This window comes from Microbulbifer variabilis, from assembly GCF_056232115.1.
Genome location: NZ_CP174325.1, coordinates 1,507,490 through 1,523,548 on the forward strand (window position 1 = coordinate 1,507,490; position 16,059 = coordinate 1,523,548).

Annotated in this window: 11 protein-coding genes; 1 reads left to right on the top strand and 10 read right to left on the bottom strand. The window is 52.7% G+C overall.

Annotated elements, in window-relative coordinates:
* Nucleotides 1-16: 16 nt before the first annotated feature.
* The 10 genes from ACJJI7_RS06610 to glmU form a co-directional block, all read right to left on the bottom strand.
* On the bottom strand, nucleotides 17-1,636 hold the full coding sequence (locus tag ACJJI7_RS06610) for a Na+/H+ antiporter (RefSeq protein ID WP_026305151.1): 1,620 nt from the start codon (nucleotides 1,634-1,636) through the stop codon (nucleotides 17-19).
* Between the two features lie 113 nt (nucleotides 1,637-1,749).
* Nucleotides 1,750-2,565, bottom strand: a complete 816-nt coding sequence (locus ACJJI7_RS06615) for a class II aldolase/adducin family protein (protein ID WP_444902434.1) — start codon at nucleotides 2,563-2,565, stop codon at nucleotides 1,750-1,752.
* Nucleotides 2,566-2,840: 275 nt separating this feature from the next.
* Nucleotides 2,841-3,860, bottom strand: a complete 1,020-nt coding sequence (locus ACJJI7_RS06620) for a zinc-binding alcohol dehydrogenase family protein (RefSeq protein ID WP_444902433.1) — start codon at nucleotides 3,858-3,860, stop codon at nucleotides 2,841-2,843.
* 193 nt (nucleotides 3,861-4,053) lie between these two features.
* Complete coding sequence (locus ACJJI7_RS06625; protein WP_020413918.1) at nucleotides 4,054-4,899, bottom strand: alpha/beta fold hydrolase; 846 nt, start codon at nucleotides 4,897-4,899, stop codon at nucleotides 4,054-4,056.
* Between the two features lie 24 nt (nucleotides 4,900-4,923).
* Nucleotides 4,924-6,753 carry a glutamine--fructose-6-phosphate transaminase (isomerizing) gene (gene glmS, locus ACJJI7_RS06630; RefSeq protein WP_282952062.1) on the bottom strand — a complete coding sequence of 610 codons (1,830 nt, stop codon included), beginning with the start codon at nucleotides 6,751-6,753 and terminating at the stop codon, nucleotides 4,924-4,926.
* Nucleotides 6,754-6,797: 44 nt separating this feature from the next.
* The gene (locus ACJJI7_RS06635) at nucleotides 6,798-7,571 is read right to left on the bottom strand and encodes a DeoR/GlpR family DNA-binding transcription regulator (RefSeq protein WP_026305148.1); all 774 of its coding nucleotides are present in this window, start codon (nucleotides 7,569-7,571) and stop codon (nucleotides 6,798-6,800) included.
* Nucleotides 7,572-7,693: 122 nt separating this feature from the next.
* Nucleotides 7,694-8,908 (bottom strand): dihydrolipoamide acetyltransferase family protein, encoded by a 1,215-nt coding sequence (locus ACJJI7_RS06640; protein WP_444902432.1) that lies wholly within the window; start codon nucleotides 8,906-8,908, stop codon nucleotides 7,694-7,696.
* Nucleotides 8,905-9,900 carry an alpha-ketoacid dehydrogenase subunit beta gene (locus ACJJI7_RS06645; protein WP_282952060.1) on the bottom strand — a complete coding sequence of 332 codons (996 nt, stop codon included), beginning with the start codon at nucleotides 9,898-9,900 and terminating at the stop codon, nucleotides 8,905-8,907. Before ACJJI7_RS06645 ends, ACJJI7_RS06640 begins: the two co-directional genes overlap by 4 nt.
* Nucleotides 9,900-10,991, bottom strand: coding sequence for a pyruvate dehydrogenase (acetyl-transferring) E1 component subunit alpha (gene pdhA / locus ACJJI7_RS06650; protein WP_444902431.1), 1,092 nt, complete (start codon nucleotides 10,989-10,991; stop codon nucleotides 9,900-9,902). Before pdhA ends, ACJJI7_RS06645 begins: the two co-directional genes overlap by 1 nt.
* A gap of 125 nt (nucleotides 10,992-11,116) precedes the next feature.
* A complete protein-coding gene (glmU, locus tag ACJJI7_RS06655; RefSeq protein WP_444902620.1) occupies nucleotides 11,117-12,478 on the bottom strand; it encodes a bifunctional UDP-N-acetylglucosamine diphosphorylase/glucosamine-1-phosphate N-acetyltransferase GlmU in 1,362 nt (453 codons plus the stop codon).
* 215 nt (nucleotides 12,479-12,693) lie between these two features.
* Between glmU and ACJJI7_RS06660 the strand changes: the two genes are divergently transcribed.
* Nucleotides 12,694-16,035, top strand: coding sequence for an amidohydrolase family protein (locus tag ACJJI7_RS06660; RefSeq protein ID WP_282952057.1), 3,342 nt, complete (start codon nucleotides 12,694-12,696; stop codon nucleotides 16,033-16,035).
* Nucleotides 16,036-16,059 lie beyond the last annotated feature (24 nt).

Sequence of the window (16,059 nt, forward strand, 5' to 3'; positions counted from 1 at the left end):
CGGACCTGGAGACTTTCTAGCCTTTTGACATCAGGCTCGCCTCTACCAAGTCTACTTCCATTACCAACTTGCGATGGAGTTCATCATCGATTTCCCTGCGCACTCTCAGGGTAAAAAGTTGCTTGCGCTCAGCGGCAAGAGCCGCCAGGCGGAAATTACGCTCGACTCGCGCGCGCACCCATACCTGTTCCTCATTTTCATCCTCGCCAGTACTGATACGGCGACGATAGACTTCCAACAGGTGATCAATCGCCTCATAGGCAACATCTTTGTGCTCCCAATGCGCATTGATAGTACTGCGTAATATTATCAAGCGTTCCTCTGCCGCCTTAGCCGCTGACATCCTTGCACCTCGCTCATCGCCAATCGCTGCCAGTTGCGGTGTATCCGGCAAATGCTTCAGCAACAAGGGAAGTGCAAAACTGGCCAACAACAGTGAAAAAAGGATTACCCCCATGGCAATAGCCAGCGCCAGTTCCCGCCCCGGCAAGGGTGAGCCGTCAGGTAACAGAAGAGGAAGGGAAAAAGCTCCTGCAAGGGTTATCGCTCCCCGTACCCCTGACACAGTCAATACACTGACCAATATCAAGTGTGCTGAAAGTGAGCGTATGCTCCGACGAAAACGGGAAAAATAGAGGGATACCCACACCCAGATAAAACGCAGTAAAAGCAGTACCAAAGATATTGCCAGGATATATAGAGCCACCATGCCGAGGCTGGTATGCCTTGCACCGGCGAGATCAGCCTCTGCCAGTCGAACCAATTGCTCACCGAGTAAAACGAAAATAATCCCATCCAATACCGTTTGCACAGTCTTCCACACAGCGCGGCGATCCATACGTGTCGTGGACATTTCCGAGCCGTGTAGATTAGTGTAATGAGTAGCAATACCTGCCGTTGCCGCTGCCAGAATCCCGGATACCTGTAGGCTTTGACCTGCCATATAAGCGGCAAATGGCACTAATAAGCTCACCAGTATCTGTATTGCAGAGTCCTCACCACCTATTCGCACCAGCCAGCGCAACAAATATCCGCAAATAAAGGCAACTCCGGCTCCAATTGCTATGCCACCCACTGCAACCCAGACAAAACCACCCACCGCTTGCGAAAAGGAAAAGCTGCCGGTCATCGCGGCTGCCACTGCGAACCGGAAAATATCCAGTCCCGACGCATCGTTGAACAAGGACTCCCCAGCAAGAATATGTTCCAGCCGCGCTGGCATGGCATTACCACCATGCACAACTGAAACTGCAACCGGGTCTGTGGGCGCGAGTATCGCCGCTACAGCAAAAGCTACGGCAACAGGGATGACCGGCACCAGCCAATAGATAAAAAAGCCCATGCCCACTACGGTAAAAACCACCAGACCAACAGCCAGGGTTACAATCAACCCCAAATCCCGGAAAAAAGCACCCTTGGGAATACGCCAACCGGCAAGAAATAGCAGGGGAGGAATAAAAAGAAGAAAGAAAATTTCCGGGTCGAGCGGTATCTCGATACCGAAAACCCCACCTAGGATAACGCCGCCAACAATTTGTATTAATGGGAGGGGGATGGGTAGCGGAAGGATACGAGCGACAATAAGGCTAAGTGCCACCACCAATAGTAAAAGCAGCGCAAGAACGAGATAGTGCATCGCCCACTCAGGATCCTTGAAAGGCTCACCGCATAGCGGCATTTAACCCGACATCCAACGGGCTAATCATTTCAGCCAGTATAGGAAACTGTGAATACCCAATACATGCCTACTTAATCAAACATATCCGGCTGCTCTTCACAGATCACACTATACAAAGGCTGGAAGCTGAATAGCCCAGCCAGTTCTGTACCCACCACTGCACGAGTCCGGATAGCCACTTCCGGGTCAATTAATACTGGTTTTCCAGCCGCTTCGGCCATTAATTGCGCCTGGCAACTACGCTCCATAGTAATATACCACCAGGCCGCCTCATCCACAGTTTTCCCCACAGTAAGCAAGCCATGGTTCTGCAATATCAGTGCTTTGTAATGGCTTAGCGCTTTTGCCAGGGTTACTCCCTCTCCCATTTCCAGCACAACACCGGAGAAAGTATCCAAAAGCCCGTGGTCAGCAAAAAAAGCACAGGCATCCTGTGTAATAGGGTCCAACAAACGTCCGAGGGTAGACCAGCTTTTACCGTATAGGGAGTGTGCGTGTGCTGCTGCGACAATGTCCGGACGGGTTCGGTGAATATGAGAGTGAATAGTAAAAGCTGCCCCATTTAAATAACCATTGCCTTCAACCACCTCACCTTTGTGATTGACCAGCAATAATTGCGACATACGTATTTTCTGGAAAGCCACCCCCATGGGATTTACCCAAAAATGATCCTCAAATTCTGGATCCCGTACGGTAATGTGGCCGGCTATTCCCTCATCGTAGCCAAACTTTCCAAATAATCGAAAAGCAGCTGTCAGTTTTCTTTTCCTCTCTTCGCGTATCTGCGCCGGTGGTAATAATGGATCTCCCAGCAACATACTGATGTCGCCATTCATAACCGCAGCATCAATGCCTGTTTTTTTTCTTATTTTTTCTACAGTACTCATCTGCTGGATCTCTCTAATAGAAAAATTCCGAAAGCCGGTTATAGCACGTAATATCTATTTTAAGCGAGAGGAAGTGTTATAACTTTTTTAAAATAAAGCCAATTAAGCAGATGACTTTTATGCCTTTAATTAAGATTTATCTGTCGTGTATTTTTTTGCATAAAAACCAAACTTTTTTGCTGATTAAAAAGTATGGGACATATCACTATGCCCCATATTTTTTAAGAAAAAATTTATCTGAAAAACGCTTTAACGAAAATTATTGTTCCGATGATTCAATCGAATCCCTCCAGGACAACTTTTCCCTTGGCTGCCTGGGATTCGATGAAAGCATGAGCCTTGCGCAGGTTTTCTGCGTTTATTTTCCCAAAATGCTGGCCAAGAGTAGTTTTAATTAACCGGCCATCAATCAATTCAGACAGTTCGCTGAGTAACTGGTGTTGCGCGCCCATATCTTCAGTTTCAAATAGCGCGCGGGTAAACATAAATTCCCAGTGTAACGAGATGCTCTTTTGCTTGAACGCTATCACATCGAGCGAATTGGGGTCATCAATTAAGGCAAACTTACCCTGGGGCTTTATGCACTTTACAATCTCAGCTTGGTGATCTTCCGTATTGTTAAGACTAACGACATAATCGACCTCATCAAGCCCGGCACCTGCCAACTCTTCACTCAAAGGATTATTGTGATTAATAACCTGATGCGCCCCCAGGCTTTCCAGCCAGGCTTTCGTCTCCGGCCGTGAAGCTGTGCCAATTACCGTAAGGTTGGTCAGGCGTCGCGCCAACTGAACCAAAATAGAGCCCACGCCCCCAGCGGCACCTATTACCAGGATGGACTTGCTATTGGCCCCTTTACCCGTCTCTACCTGTAAACGATCAAAGAGCATTTCCCAGGCGGTAATAGCAGTCAGGGGCAGGGCAGCGGCTTCCGCATCAGCCAGGCTATACGGCGCACGGCCAGCGATACGCTCATCTACCAACTGATACTGGGCATTGCTACCTGGGCGGGAAATATCACCCGCATACCAAACACGGTCACCAACGGTAAACTCAGAAACCTCATGGCCAATCTCTTTAACAATTCCTACCGCATCCCACCCCAGAACTTTCCAATGCCCCTCAGCTGGCGTCGCCCTGGAGCGCACCTTGGTATCCACAGGGTTTACCGATATCGCACTAACTTCAACCAGTAAATCTCTCCCAGACACTTTGGGAACCGGCAGAGAAATATCCTGCAGTGATTGAACATCGGAAATGGGCAGGGAATGTTGATAACCTACGGCCTTCATCATGGTGAAAATTCCTACTTACATAGCTTCGTTGAGATGGCTCCATCTTAAGCACCGTTACCCAATAGAAAAACCGCCCAAAAGTGTAAGGAGTTTCAAAAAATATTATAAAGTTCAAGCGGCTAACAAAGCGTTATGCCTTCCCACGAAAGCACAGCGCGACATACCGAGAACGGCCCGGGAAAATTTTTTGGAACTAGCTCAGAAAATCGCGCAACAGCCTATTAAATCTGTCCGGCGCTTCCAGAAACACAAAGTGACTTCCCCCCTCGGAAGCTTCGATAATCTCCAGTCGCGAGCCTCTTATCTGCTTATGAATCCACTGTTGACATTCCACGGGATGGGGACTTGCCCTCCCAAAAATAATCAAAGTGGGTTTTTCAATACGGGGGATAAAATCCCGCCAATCGCGGGTAACATTGTCAACAAATAGGCGTGCCGCAAGTGCGCGGGGGAATTGTAAATTGACCGCAACCAACTCTTCCCTCTGTTGTGAAGTCATTGCAGGGGTCACCATGGACATCAAAATATCCCGGGTGGCCAGCTCTCCACCGGGTCCAATCAAACGGTTGGTAAACTGGTAGAGCCCGTTGGGTGTGATAATTGCCCCGGCATCCAAACACTGCTTTTCCGACCAGCCGGGATCGGCGAGAAGGGCAGCGGGTTCGTCGATAAAGATGAATTTTGAAACCAAGGAATCACCAAACATCTCCAGGTAATTCCAGATAACTGAGGCCCCGGCCGAATGACCGAGCAGGTAGAGTGGGTTTGGCCTTAGAGCCTCAATCAGCTCCTGCAGATCCTTGGCCAAACGCGCAACTCGATAACCATATGAGGGTTTATCAGAGAGGCCATGGCCGCGCATATCCAGTGCGATCACCCTCAGACGATCGCTCAATCCGGCGAGCTGATACTTGAACAGGGCAGCCCCTTGGGACCAGCCATGCAGAATTAATAGAGTGGGACCGGAACCTGCCTGCAGATAACGGAGAGTCACACCATCCGAAGTAGTAAATGCAAACTGCTCAGCAGGTTCATTCATAAGCCATCCGTGGCCATTTGGGATTTACTCTACGGTAACTGACTTAGCCAAGTTCCTCGGCTGATCTACATCGGTGCCCTTCAGTACCGCCACATGATAGCTAAGCAACTGCAAGGGTACTGTGTAGAGAATTGGCGCCAAGCTCTCTGGGGAATCCGGTACTTCAATCACGGTAACCCCCTCCTCACTAGCAAAGCCTGCTTTGGGGCTGGCAAAAACAAATAACTGGCCGCCACGTGCACGTACTTCCTGCAGATTAGATTTGAGCTTTTCCAGTAATTCATTATTTGGTGCCACAACAATTACTGGCATATCCGCATCTACCAGTGCTAGGGGGCCGTGCTTGAGTTCCCCAGCCGGATAAGCTTCGGCGTGAATATAGGAGATTTCCTTAAGCTTCAATGCCCCTTCCAGGGCAATTGGGAACTCGACACCACGTCCAAGGAACAATGCGTGGTTTTTCTCTGCAAAAGCCTCGCTGCTGTGCTTAACCACCTTATCGAGATCCGTAAAGTCTTCCATCAGCTGCGGCAATTTATGCAGAGCTCCCACTAACTCCGCCTCTCGCTCAGGTGAGAGGCCATTGGCCTTGGCCAAGGCAATACAGAATAATTGCAGGGCTACCAGCTGAGTGGTGAAGGCTTTTGTAGAGGCTACACCAATTTCCGGGCCTGCTTCAGTCATCAGGGACAATTCAGATTCACGCACCAGGGAACTGTTGGGTACGTTACAAATGGTCATGGAGGCCAGATAGCCGAGTTCCCGAGCCTGACGCAAAGCCGCCAGAGTATCGGCAGTTTCTCCAGACTGTGAAATGGTTACAAACAGGGTACCTGGACGTACTACCGTTTTACGGTAGCGCAACTCACTGGCCACCTCTACGGAACAGGGCACCCCGGCCCAATCCTCCAACCAATAGCGCGCAACCATACCCGCATGGTAGCTGGTACCACAGGCGACAATCTGCACCTGCTGCACCTGTGGCAAGATCTCTTGAGCGCGAGTACCCAGCGCCTGGGATAACACCGAGTGGTCACCAATACGTCCCGCCAGAGTTGCCGCCACAACTTCCGGCTGCTCAAAAATCTCTTTCTGCATATAGTGGCGATAGCGACCCTTGTCAGTTACGTCATGACCGCCATCGAGCTTGTGTACTGGACGACTAACTTCTTCCCCCTGCCTGTCCCGCACAGAAATACCGCTGCGACGCACCTCAGCAACATCGCCCTCTTCAAGGAAGATAAAGCGATCGGTAACCTGGCGTAAAGCCATAGGATCAGAGGCAATAAAATTTTCCTCAATACCAACACCTAAAACCAAAGGGCTGCCATAGCGCGCACAAGCCATAACTTCCGGCTCTTCACTGCTGATAACAGCGAGGGCGTAGGCCCCCTCAAGCATCTGTGTTGCTTTAGCTACGGCGTCCACCAGACTATGACCATCTTTACTCAGAGAGTGAATTAGATGTACGACCACCTCTGTATCAGTATCTGAGGCAAATTTATAACCTTTATCCTGCAACTCTGAACGCAATGCTTGGTGATTTTCAATAATACCGTTATGTACCAGAGCAATATGTCCAGACATATGTGGATGAGCGTTTTCATTGGATGGAACCCCGTGGGTGGCCCAGCGGGTGTGAGCAATCCCCTGATGGCCCTCAGCGGGCTCAGCTTGAAGCTTGGCTTCTAAGTCAGCAACCTTACCCAGACTCTTGCGCAACTGTAGTTCGCCATCATCACTGCGCAGGCAAACTCCCGCAGAGTCATAGCCGCGATATTCCAGGCGGCGCAATCCTTCTAGTAGAATTTCAGTTACATTGCGCTGCGCGAGGGCGCCAACAATTCCACACATGTTTATCTCCTAATAAATCAATTTCTTTTATTTAATTCTGCTGCTCATTTAGCTCTACTGGAGGCTGCAGCACGGATTACCTGCACTCCCAGACCCTCAAGCTGTTGCTGTGCATCGTCACTCAGGCCTGTATCAGTAACCAGGGTATCTACTTGCTCCCATGGCAGTTCCAGGTTTGGAATACGCCTGCCCACTTTGCTGGATTCAGCCAACACCACGACTTCGCGAGCAACTTCTGCCATCACACGCGATAAACCAATCTGCTCGTTAAATGTGCAAGTACCGCGCTTCAGGTCTATTCCATCGGCTCCAATAAAGGCGCGGTCGAAGTCGTAATCTCGCAACACCTGCTCTGCTACCTTGCCCTGAAACGCCTCAAAATGGGGGTCCCAGGTGCCTCCAGTCATAAGCAGCGTCGGTTCGTTTTCCAGTTCACGCAAAGCATTAGCTACATGCAGGGAGTTGGTCATCACCACCAGGCCGCGCTTACGCTCCAGTTCAGGAATCATTGCCGCGGTGGTGCGGCCATAATCGATCACGATACGGTGGTGATCGGGAATAAGTGCCGCCGCTGCACGGCCGATCACACGCTTAACCTCTGAGGGCCCTTCCTCTACTACCAGTTCCCGTGGCACCGGGATGGCGCCTCCGCGGCGACGCAGTAGCAGCCCATGATTTTCCATAGCGGTAAGATCCTTTCGGATCGTAACCTCTGAAGTTTCGAAGCGTCGTGCTAACAGCTCGACACTAGCCTCTCCCGCCTCATTGAGAAGGCTCATGATGCCGTGTCGACGTTGCTGTGTATTGCGTTTAGACATAAATGGCTATCTTTCATTTCGAAACTTAAAGATAGCAAAACGAAAGATAAGTTCCCACATTATTTTTCCTCTCTGGCGATATTTACCGGAGAGTTATTGGGGGATGATTGCGTGATCAATATTTAGCGGGAAAGAGCCTGTAACATAGCCTGAAGAAAACGCGCTAATTCTCCACCTGTTACAGCTCTGTGATCAGCGCTGATTGAGAGAGGCAGCAGAGGGCGCATAGCTGGCCAGCGATCAATAATGACGACTCCCTGGCAAACCCGCCCAGCACCGACAATCGCTACCGTTGGGGGCAATACAACCGGAGTGGCGTAGCGGCCAGCAATAGTGCCGAAATTGGATAAAAGTATCGTCGCTCCCTGTAGATCGCTTTGTGCAATACCGGTTTCCCTGGCTTGGTGCTTAAAATCTGCAACCTGCTGCAATAGCTCTTCATCCGAGCGCCCCCCCACATCCCTAAGTACTGGAACAAATAGGCCTCTCGGGGAATCCACTGCCAATCCGATATTCACTCCCTTCTGGAGAGCCAGCTGACCTTCCTGGTAGAGAGCATTGAGGGTCGGTTCAACTGTACAAGCAGCTTGCACAGCACGTACCAATCGCAACAGGGCCGGCGCGCTGCCCCACCAGCTGGAGATATCTGCATCATCACACAAGGTAATTTGCATTACCTGGTCTCGCGCCCGGCTCATGGAAAGCCCCATAGCCCGCCGTGCCGGCGACATAATCGTTTCGGGCTGGCCCCCGGTTGCAGTACTTTTGCTGGGAGAGGAAGGCGGCGAGGATGGGCTAACTTTTCTGGCAATCTTCTCCCTGGAGCCTACCGCTGCAAGCACCTGGGATTCAGTCACCAGGGCACCGTTTTCTGAGAGTCGCTGCAAGTCCACCCCCAAACGCCGAGCCAAGGCACGCACCGAGGGTGTAGCCAGCCGCCTGGGGGCCCCTGAAAACCACTGCTCCGCGCTCAGGACATCTCGCCCCTGCTCCAACTTGCCGACAACTGTGCCACCATCAAGGTGGGAGCTAGGCTCTTTAATCACACCTGGGGCTTCTTCAGAGCTCCTGGGCGATATCTCCTCACCCCCGATATCCTCACCAGCGGTGACAAACCCAACCAGGGGTTCGCCTACATTGACGGTTTCATCCTCGGCTGCAAACAGCTTCTCAATTCTGCCGCCCCAGGGAGCTGGCACCTCCACTAGCGCCTTGGCAGTCTCAACCGTCACCAGGCTTTCATGGGCGGCAATCGTATCTCCTTCACTAACATGCCACTCTCGCACAACCGCATCGGGCAACCCTTCACCAAGATCCGGCAGGGTGAAAACTTTCATACCGCACCTCCGTTGGCATAATCGAGTGCTTTGCGCACCGCAGCCAAAATTCTCGAGGCTCCCGGCAGATATTCATCCTCCAGTTGGAAGTACGGCATTACGGTATCGTAACCAGTGACACGCTGAACTGGAGCATGTAGCAGGTCGAAGGCATATTCGTTAATCTGCGCCACCACTTCAGCCCCCAGGCCACAAAATCTTGCAGCTTCATGTATAACCACACATCGGTGTGTTTTCTCCAGGGAGTCAATTACGGTGTGGATATCCAGTGGCTTTAAGGTGGCGGGATCAATCACCTCAGCTTCAATACCTTCTTCAGCGAGTTGCTCAGCAGCCTGTAAAGTTTCCTTGAGGGAGGCCCCCCATGAGATCAGAGTGACATCAGTACCCTCCCGTAAAACAAATGCTCGATCCAGTGGCAGAGCCTCACCGCTATCCGGTACTTCCTGGCGCGCCGCACGGTAAATGCGCTTCGGTTCAAGGAATACAACCGGGTCTGGATTGCGAATGGCCGCCAGTAACAACCCATAAGCCCGCGCCGGAGAGGAGGGCACGACTAAGCGCAATCCGGGAATATGGGCAAAAAGGGCCTCGGTGCTTTCCGAGTGATGTTCTGGAGCATGGATACCGCCACCGTAAGGTGCCCTATATACAATGGGGCAAGACAAGCGTCCGCGAGTGCGGTTTCGGTATCGACCAGCGTGGCTGAGGATATGGTCCAGTGCGGGATAGATAAATCCCATGAATTGGAACTCCGCCACGGGGCGCAATCCTTGGGCAGCCATACCAATGGCAATCCCTGCAATCATGGTTTCAGCCAAAGGCGTATCCAAAACCCTGGCACTTCCAAACCTATCCTGCAGCCCTTCAGTAGCTCGAAACACTCCACCGTTTACCCCCACATCCTCGCCGAACACCACCACCCTCTGATCCGCCTGCAATTCAAAGGCCAGAGCCTGTGTGATGGCTTCTACAAGCGTGATCTCGCCCATCAGTTTTCTCCCCGCAGTTGTTGATACTGCTCCAGAAAGGCCTCGGGCAGAGTTTCATAGAGGTGATCAAAGATCGCGGTAGCTGCATCCCTGGGAGTGTCCCGGTATTCCTGCACCGCCTTTTCCAACGCCTGGTTCAGCTCCCTTTGCATTTCTTCTTCCTGGGAATCCCCCCAGAACCCATGAGCCCGCATATAGCTGCGTAAACGACGCAATGGCTCCCGCGACCAGGCTTCCTTCAGAGCCTGTTCTGGCTGGTAACGACTGGCATCATCAGCGGTGGTGTGATCGCATAAACGATAGCTGACCGCCTCAACCATAGACGGACCCGCACCCCTGCGTGCTCGTTCCACGGCATCCCCGACAGCCTCTCGCACCGCAATCACATCATTTCCATCGACCTGTAAACTGGGTATGCCTGCAGCAATCGCTTTTTGCGCAAGGGTTTTACAAGCAGTCTGCTCGGAGCGGGGTAGGGAGATAGCCCACTGGTTATTATTGATCACCACCACCAGAGGCAGCTGCCAGTCTCCCGCAAGATTGATAGCCTCGTAGAAATCCCCACGCGATGTTGATCCGTCCCCACCAGTAGTAACAGCAACCCGCATAGGCTCACCAAGCTGTTCATGTTTGTATTTGAGGGCGAAAGCGACCCCAGCCCCATGCAGCATTTGTGTGGCGATGGGAACGCTTAGAGGCAGATCCTCGCGGGCGTGGCGGAAGTTTTGACCGCGCTCATCCCCACCCCAAATAGCGTAGATTTCCTGAATAGTGACACCCCGCTCCAGCAGGGCGCCGGTTTCGCGGTAATTTGGGCAGTAGACATCCTCTTTTGCCATGGCTGCACCGACACCTACGCCAATAGCTTCCTGCCCAAGACTGGACGGGTAGGTACCGAGCTGGCCCGTGCGCTGCATTTTTACCGCGCGATCGTCCACTAATCGGGCAAGGGCCATCTGGCGATAAAAAGCTACCAGGGTATCGGGGGTAGCAAAATCTGGTAGCGCCTGGGTCGTATGTCCACGTTCATCCAAATACTCTAACGAGGCAATATCAAAGCTGGCGAGCAGTTGCATTCTTGGCTTGTGCATCGGGCCATTCCTTGTGTTCCCGATGCGCAAGTTTAATGGATGGGTATCAGCACAGAGTGCGCGAGAAGGGATCCTCCGCCGGAATTCAATATCCCACCGGAGAATTCCTGAAAGATGGGGGTTGGCTAGCTCTTTTTGGTCGGACGCTGCCAACCATTGATATTACGCTGCTTGCCCCGAGCCACCGCCAGTTCTTCGCTGCCCACCTCACGGGTAATCGTTGAACCGGCACCCACAGTTGCGCCGCTGCCTACTTTTACTGGGGCTACCAGTGCAGTATTGGAGCCAATAAATGCCCCATCACCAATTTCTGTCAGCGATTTGTTCACACCATCGTAATTACATGTGATGGTGCCAGCACCGATATTCACAGCCTCACCTATAACCGCATCCCCGACATAGGAAAGGTGATTTATCTTACTGCCAACACCAACTTTCGCCTTTTTGGTTTCAACAAAGTTGCCCACTTTGGCACCGGCTGCCAGTTCTGTGCCTGGACGCAAACGAGCAAAGGGGCCTACGGTACAGGCTTCCCCCACTTCGGCATCCTCAATAATGGAGTTGGCCTCTACCCGGGTACCATCTGCGAGATGACAATTCTTCAGCAAGCAGTTGGGGCCAATTTGTACACCTTTCCCCAGAGTGACTCGCCCCTCAAAGATACAGTTAATATCGATAGAAACATCGGTATCGCACTCGAGACTACCGCGGATATCAATACGCGCTGGATCGAGCAGGGTAGTGCCAGCATTCATGAGGGCCAAAGCTCGACTGTGCTGTAAAGCCCGCTCCATTTGTGCCTGTTGCGAGCGACTGTTCACTCCGGAAACTTCCAAGACATCGCTGGCGCGCACGCCGGTTACTGCCATCTCCTCACTTACTGAACGAGCAATCACATCAGTCAGGTAATACTCTCCCTGCGCATTGTCACAGGAAAGCTCCGGAAGCCAACGGGATAACAACTCTGCCGGTGCAGCAAGAATACCGGTATTTACCTCGCGGATAGCGAGTGTATCCGCATCGGCATCCTTCTCCTCCACGATGGCAAGTACCCTGCCAGCCTCATCACGCACAATACGCCCATAACCGGCGGGATTGGCCATCTCCACAGAAAGTAATGCCGGGCCCTTGTCCGCCGCCGATAACAGCGACTGCAGAGTCCCTGATTTTACCAGCGGTACATCGCCGTATAGCACTAACACTGTGGCGCCCTCACGAAAATTTGGGATTGCCTGGGCAACGGCGTGGCCAGTACCCAATTGCTCTGCCTGCTCCACGAAATGAACGCCACTATCGGCGAAATGCTCCCGCACCATCTCAGCACCATGTCCGATCACCACTGTGATTTCCACTTCTCCCAACTGCCTGGCAGCCTCGATCACACGTCCCAACATGGGGATTCCGCCAATCGGATGTAGCACTTTGGGCAAATCTGAATGCATACGGGAGCCTTTACCCGCAGCCAAAATCACAACGTCGATAGTCATTTTGATTTGAAATCTCACTAATTTCGCTAAATTAAGGCTATTGTCTCCAGTCCTCCAGGCTAACTCAACCCAACCCGGCAGCCTGGCGCTCGGCGCATTGCGTTTGCCGCCGGGCAGTGATCCCGGTAATTTACCAACCGCAAAATCAATAACTTGCCCACTACAACAGAACAGTTAAAGCCATCGCCTTGCAAAGCGGTGGGGGGAAATTGTCCATGAATACAATCAAGCAGATAAAACCGAAGCGCCATCTATTGGCACTGACGGCCTTGGCACTGGCTTTGCCACTAGCGGCGACAGCAGAAAGCGCAAAGGAAGAGAAAGCACAAGAAGAGCAGGTGGAAGAGCAATCCTGGGATATCAACAAGCCGGCTTATGAATTTAAGCCAATCCAGCTGGATACCCGCGAGACTACCTGGAGCAACCTGGATATCAGCCCGGATGGCAAAACCATCCTCTTCGATATGCTCGGCGATATCTACACAGTACCCGTCGCAGGTGGTGAAGCTGTAGCCTTGACCAATGAAATCGCCTGGAATATGCAGCCTCGCTTCAGCCCAGATGGCAAGACTATTGTGCTTATCAGCGACCGAGACGGCGCCGACAATATCTGGCTCATGGATCGCAATGGAGAAAACCTACGTCAGCTCACAACTGAAAAGGAAAACCTGCTGCACTCGCCGAATTGGAGTCCAGATGGCCAGTACCTGGTGGCACGCAAAGGATTTATGTCCGGGCGCAGTATCCCCGCCGGTGAGATTTGGATGTACCACTATGGTGGAGGTGAAGGCCGCCAACTGAAAGAGCGCATTGGTGGCGATATCGCCCAGAAAAACATTGCCGACCCGGCTTTCTCCCCAGATGGACGCTACGTCTATTACTCCATCGACACCACACCGGGTACCGTATGGGAATACAATAAGAACTCCACCAAGGAAATTTTTGCGATCAAGCGCTACGACCTGCAGGACGGTGAAGAGGAAACCTTTATCTCCGGCCCCGGCGGTGCAGTAGCTCCTGTACCCTCTCCAGACGGCAGCAAGCTGGCCTTTATCCGACGCCAGGACAACCAGACTTCCCTATTTCTGAAAGACCTTAACACCGGCCTCGAAACCCCGGTTTATTCCGGTCTTGAGCGCGACCTGCAGGAAATCTTCGGCCCGCACGGCAACTATGTGCAGTACGATTGGATGCCCGATGGCGAATCGCTGATCGTATGGACCGGCGGTAAATTCCTGCGCATTTCAATAAACGGTGACAGCGTCGCGCCAATTGAAGCCCATGTGAAGGTAGAGAAGCAGGTCGCCGACGCGGTACGCTTCCCTGTCGAAGTGGCCCCTGAAACCTTCGATGTGAAGATGATTCGCTGGGCGCAAAAGTCTCCCAACGGCAAGCAGGTCGCTTTCCAGGCCTTGGGCAAGATTTATATCCAGGATATCGACAGCGGTGAGCACCGCCGCCTGACTCGCCAAAATGATCACTTTGAGTTCTACCCCAGCTGGTCCCGCGACGGCCGCGAGATTACCTATATCACCTGGGATGACCAAAAACTTGGCCATGTACGCGTGGTTTCCGCTCGTAACGGTCGCGGCAAAAACATCACCGAACAACGCGGTCTATACGTAGAGCCAACTTTCTCCCCCAGCGGTGATACGGTGGCTTATCGTCGCTTTACCGGCGGCTACCTGCTGAGCCCCGAATACTCATTAGAGCCGGGTATCTATCTTGCAGACGCCGATGGTGACTGGCAGCGACGGGTCGTGAAGTCTGGCTATGAGCCGCATTTCGGCGCCACCGATGACCGTATTTACTTCTCTGAATACGTTGGCGCCAACGGTGGTAAGCGTGTGTTGAAGAGCACCAACTTGGAAGGCAAAGATGAGCGCGAGCACCTCCACGGGGCGGAGATCACCTCCTTCCGACTGTCCCCGGACGGCAAGTGGGTCGCCTTCACCCAGGACTTCAGAGCCTTCGTTGCTCCCTTTATGCACACCGGCAAGTCCGAGGTGATCGGCCCCGACAGCAAAGCGGTTAAAGTCACCCAGGTATCCAAGCGCGCCGGTGAAAACCTGCACTGGTCCGCCGATAGCGAAACCTTGGGCTGGGCTCACGGACCTAAGTTGTTCGAACGCGAACTTAAGGATGCCTTCGAGTTTGTCGCCGGTGCCCCTGAGGAGCTGCCAGAACCGGTCTCCGAAGGTATTGACTTGAGCTTTGAGCAACCCTTCGACAATCGCGCAGGTCTTGTTGCCCTGACCGGCGGCAAAGTCGTCACTATGCGCGATGCGGAGAACACCCGTGAAATTATCGAGGATGGCGTGGTTCTGTTCCGGGGCAACCGCATTGTCGCGGTGGGTCCGGCAGCAGAAGTGGAAATCCCCGCTGAAGCGAAGCGCATTGATATTACCGGCAAAACCGTATTGCCTGGACTGATTGACGCCCATGCCCACGGTGCCCAAGGGCGCGAAGAAATTATCCCGCAGCAGAACTGGAATCTGTTCTCCAGCCTGGCATTTGGCGTGACCACCATTCACGACCCCTCCAATGACAGCAGCGAGATCTTCTCCGCCGCAGAAATGCAAAAGGCCGGCCTGATTACCGGGCCGCGTATTTTCTCTACCGGCACCATCCTCTACGGCGCCAAAGGCCCGGGCTACAAAGCCAAAATCAACTCTCTGGAAGATGCCCAGTTCCATGTGAACCGCCTAAAAGAAATGGGCGCCATCTCGGTGAAGAGCTACAATCAGCCTCGCCGCGACCAGCGCCAGCAGGTGCTAAAGGCAGCTCGCGAAGCCGGCATTATGGTGGTGCCCGAGGGCGGCGGTAAGTACCAACACAATATGAATATGATTGTGGATGGGCATACCGGTATCGAGCACTCACTGCCAATCGCCAATGTTTACGGCGATGTGGAACAACTGTGGAGCCAAACCCAGGTGGGTTATACGCCGACTTTCGTCGTGGCCTACGGCGGTCTCTGGGGTGAGGAGTATTGGTATGACCGTACCGAAGTATGGAAAAACGAGCGCCTGACCCGCTTTACCCCCGACTTTATCGTTAACCCTCGTTCTATCCGTCGCCCCACTGCGCCAGATGCCCACTACAACCACTTTAATGTGGCCCGCCAGGCCAAGCAGCTGCGCGATGAAGGTGTCACCGTACATATCGGCGCCCACGGCCAGCGCGAAGGACTGGGGGCGCACTGGGAGATGTGGATGATGGAGCAGGGCGGTTTTACCCCCTGGGAAGCCTTCCGCGCCGGTACCATCGACGGCGCTCGCTACCTGGGTATGGATAGCGATATCGGTAGTATCGAAGCAGGAAAGCTAGCTGACCTGATCGTGATTGATGGCAATCCATTGGACAATCTACGCCTGTCCGAAAACATTACCTATACGGTAATTAATGGCCGTGTGTTCGAAGCGGAAACCATGAACGAAGTCGGTGCTGGCGAACGCTTGGCATTCTTCCACGAACGCCTGCCTATCAGTGCGATGCCTGCTCCTACTGCGAAAGCGGTAGAAGAAAAAATGGAGCGCCACCATTGGGTGCACTGATCTCAACCATATACTGAGGTGTTA

Bases quoted from the DNA above. Each gene is read 5' to 3' on its own strand.
- ACJJI7_RS06610 (WP_026305151.1), bottom strand. From the start codon at position 1,636: ATGCACTATCTCGTTCTTGCGCTGCTTTTACTATTGGTGGTGGCACTT.
- ACJJI7_RS06615 (WP_444902434.1), bottom strand. From the start codon at position 2,565: ATGAGTACTGTAGAAAAAATAAGAAAAAAAACAGGCATTGATGCTGCG.
- ACJJI7_RS06620 (WP_444902433.1), bottom strand. From the start codon at position 3,860: ATGATGAAGGCCGTAGGTTATCAACATTCCCTGCCCATTTCCGATGTT.
- ACJJI7_RS06625 (WP_020413918.1), bottom strand. From the start codon at position 4,899: ATGAATGAACCTGCTGAGCAGTTTGCATTTACTACTTCGGATGGTGTG.
- glmS (WP_282952062.1), bottom strand. From the start codon at position 6,753: ATGTGTGGAATTGTTGGCGCCCTCGCGCAGCGCAATGTAACTGAAATT.
- ACJJI7_RS06635 (WP_026305148.1), bottom strand. From the start codon at position 7,571: ATGTCTAAACGCAATACACAGCAACGTCGACACGGCATCATGAGCCTT.
- ACJJI7_RS06640 (WP_444902432.1), bottom strand. From the start codon at position 8,908: ATGAAAGTTTTCACCCTGCCGGATCTTGGTGAAGGGTTGCCCGATGCG.
- ACJJI7_RS06645 (WP_282952060.1), bottom strand. From the start codon at position 9,900: ATGGGCGAGATCACGCTTGTAGAAGCCATCACACAGGCTCTGGCCTTT.
- pdhA (WP_444902431.1), bottom strand. From the start codon at position 10,991: ATGCACAAGCCAAGAATGCAACTGCTCGCCAGCTTTGATATTGCCTCG.
- glmU (WP_444902620.1), bottom strand. From the start codon at position 12,478: ATGACTATCGACGTTGTGATTTTGGCTGCGGGTAAAGGCTCCCGTATG.
- ACJJI7_RS06660 (WP_282952057.1), top strand. From the start codon at position 12,694: ATGAATACAATCAAGCAGATAAAACCGAAGCGCCATCTATTGGCACTG.